Source organism: Arthrobacter sp. Hiyo1 (assembly GCF_001263615.2).
Classification (GTDB): domain Bacteria; phylum Actinomycetota; class Actinomycetes; order Actinomycetales; family Micrococcaceae; genus Arthrobacter.
On sequence record NZ_DF952474.1, the window covers coordinates 322,189 to 325,348 of the forward strand.

The following is a 3,160-nucleotide window of genomic DNA, read 5'->3' on the forward strand; positions in this document are numbered from 1 at the left end:
CGCACCGCCGTCGGGCACGTAACCCACGCGACCTTCCTCCGGCAACGCAAGCCTGCCCTCCGTAAGCCTGCCCTCGGCGCGAGGCCGCCGCATCATGGCGGTGACTCTGGCCCTCAATTCACGGGGCAAGAACGGTTTCTTGACGTAGTCGTCCGCGCCGGTCAGGAATGCCGTCAACGTGTCCGGCTCGTCGCGCCTGGCCGTCAGCATCACGACATATGCGTCGCTGAATTGCCGAATCCGACGCAGGACCTCGTGGCCGTCCATATCCGGAAGCCCGACGTCGAGTGTCACTACCGAGGCGTGGTGGTCCCGTACGACCTCCACCCCTTCGCGTCCGGTGGCGGCAGAATGCACCACAAATCCAGCTTCTTTGAGGATGGCGTCAACCAGATTTCGTACATCTTCGTCATCCTCAATGACTACAGCTACCCCAGGCTCGCTCATTGGACATCCTTGTGGGTGCACATCGCCGCACAGCCCAGCGCAATGCGGTAAATGCCACCCAAATACTCACGATACAAGCATTGAAGCCATCTGGCATCTAATATGTGGATTAAGCGCTGCTCCGAACTTCCAGTTGGATCGTTCGGGGCGTCGTATTGTGGTTCCTTGGGGGGAATAGTGGGCTCTGCGCGGTTCCTTCGGGAATCGCGTGGAGCAGTAATTGGTTCGCGAATCTCCAACGAAGGGTCTCGACTTTGAGTGAGCAGCCATTTTTCCGCGCGGCCGCCCGTTTCTTCAGGAAACTCACGCCTCGCGCCCGCCTGGCTGTCTGTGAATTGCCGCTAACGCTTATCATCGCGGGCTTGGCGATCGCAGCCCCAACCCTTTGGCCAGGCTTAATCCAAAATTGGTTGTTCGTCACCGGAGTCGTCCTCCACGGCATCCTGTTCCTGGGCTGTCTGCTGGTTCCCTGGGAGAGATTGTCGCCAAGCGCGGGCCTGGCAATCCCTATTTTGGATTTTGTTGCCCTGTGGTTCACTCGAAACGGCGCCTTCAGCGCGGTACCGGGCCTCATCACGTTGGCTATCTTTCCCGTGATCTGGTTGTCTGCCTCGGGCATGCTTTCCAGGACAAGCCTGATCCTCAGCTTTGTGGGTCCTTTCCTCATCGCGATTCCGCCGGTCATTTCGCACATGCCCCGTCCGACGTCGTCAGACATTTCTTCAGTACTGCTTTTGCCCCTCATGATGTTTGCAATGGCAGTCTCCATTCGTCTGGCCGGCTCAAATGCCCGTCTGCAGCAACGGCGGGTAAGCCAGCGGGATCAGGCCCTGCGGCAATTGTTGGCCGCGAGCAGGGAGCGGGAAACGCTGCTCAAGACAATCCTGGACACGATCGACGTCGGAATTGTCGCCGTCGATTCGAAGGGCGAAACACTCCTGATCAACAACCAACAAAATGCATTCATAAAGATGGCAATGCCCGCGGAAGGCTCGCGGGGACCCGGGGAACAAGACTGGCTGGTTTTCGGCCAGGACCGGCGGACGCCAGTCCCACTTGAAAAGGGCCCTGTTCGGAGGGCCGTTCAAGGGGAAACATATTCCGACTATCTGCTGTGGTTTGGCGCCGGTACCGGCCAACGGGCCATCTCAACCGCCGCGCGGGGTATGAAAAGCGAGCTCGACGACGGGTTTGGTGGTGCGGTGATCGTTTTCAAGGATGTGACGGATGTTGTCGATGCCCTTGCCGCCAAGGACGAACTGGTTGCCAACGTTTCGCACGAATTCGGTTCGCCGCTGACATCGATCCTGGGCAACATCGATCTTGTGCTCCGCGGCGACCAGGAGCTCCAACCAGCAACAAGGCTTGGCTTGGAAGTTGCGGAGCGGAATGCCGAGCGGCTCCGGGCCTTGGTGGAGGACCTGCTCTCGTCAGCCGCGGCAGTAGAGAGCGTGCACCTGCGGCGCACGGATTTGGCAGGGTTGGTCGAAAACAGCCTGGTTTCTGCTCGGGCGCAGGCCGACGCCGCGCACGTGGGACTCGTCGCTGACGTTCCGGCACCCCTGTGGGCGAACGCCGACCCCTTGAGGCTGGGCCAGGCCTTGGACAATCTGGTATCCAACGCGATCAAGTATTCACCCGGTGGCGGACTCGTGACCATCAGGGCCGAGCGGAACGACGGTTGGGTCCAGCTCGAAGTGAAGGACACGGGAATGGGCATGACCACCGACGAGTCGGCCAGGATTTTCACCCGGTTCTTCAGGACAAATGCTGCCCGTCAAGCCGCGATACCCGGCGTCGGCCTCGGGCTGTCCATTACCAAGTCCATCGTGGAACGACATGGAGGCAGCATCTCCTGCAGCAGCGAGCCCGGCAGCGGAAGCACCTTCACAGTGGCGCTGCCGGCTGGCCAGCCCCAGGAACCGTCACAGGCCGGCGCGCCCGCACTGTATTAGGCCGGGACTGTAGTGGGTCCGTTCCCGGACCGGGTAACTGGACGCGCCGGCAAGTAGTCAGCCGCGCAAAGTAGAGTACCCACTACTCGTGACCGGCCCCGGAGCCGCCAGATTGAATGGAACCCAGTTGGTCTCAATGCAGTTCCTGGTCTCTGGGGGTTATCCGTATGTGTGTTTCCTGCAATCCTGTTGTGTCCTTTCCGCGTCCCATTGTGACGGGGGCAGTCCGTTGAGCGCGGGGATGGAATCCGCTTCCATGTTCGCCGGTTCGCTGCCCGGGCTCATTCTGATGGACCTGGGCCAGGCAATGGTGGTGGTTTGCGTGTGTTTCGACATGGTCCGTGCCATGTCCGTGCCACGGTCGCATCGGCGCTATGTCGCCAACACCATCTTCAAGACCCTGGCAGTGCCGTCGATTCTCGTCATGGGCGTCAGCGTGCTGGCCAAGGCGATCCAATGGAATTGGGCCGACGTGGCAATGGGCGTTTTCGTGATTGTGATGATCATCTTCCGCTGGCACCAAGACAAGGACGAGGACAGCTGGTGGAAAGGCAAAGGCAAGAAGCTGGCCCGCTGGGCGCGGAAGCAACTGACACCGCGACCCGCCTTGATCCCGGCGTCGGCCTCAGCCTAAGCGCCCACCCCTCCCGACGCTCGCTCACCTTTGGGGTGTTTTCCGGCGACCCTCGCTCAGATGATCTGAGCGAGGGTCGCCGCATTTGGCCATATACGTGAGCGGGCGTCGGGGGGAAAGGGGG

General features: G+C 60.8%; 3 protein-coding genes. 2 read left to right on the forward strand and 1 reads right to left on the reverse strand.

Annotated elements, in window-relative coordinates; translation table 11 throughout:
* Positions 1–447: response regulator transcription factor (locus tag AHiyo1_RS18810; protein WP_148667668.1), on the reverse strand; the 447-nt coding region annotated here is incomplete at its 3' end.
* Positions 448–857: 410 nt separating this feature from the next.
* Here AHiyo1_RS18810 and AHiyo1_RS18815 point away from each other — a divergent pair.
* Both AHiyo1_RS18815 and AHiyo1_RS18820 read left to right on the forward strand, forming a co-directional pair.
* On the forward strand, positions 858–2,402 hold the full coding sequence (locus tag AHiyo1_RS18815; RefSeq protein WP_253257456.1) for a sensor histidine kinase: 1,545 nt from the start codon (positions 858–860) through the stop codon (positions 2,400–2,402).
* Between the two features lie 256 nt (positions 2,403–2,658).
* Positions 2,659–3,036: a hypothetical protein gene (locus AHiyo1_RS18820; RefSeq protein WP_340639347.1), complete on the forward strand. Its 378-nt coding sequence runs from the start codon at positions 2,659–2,661 to the stop codon at positions 3,034–3,036.
* Positions 3,037–3,160 lie beyond the last annotated feature (124 nt).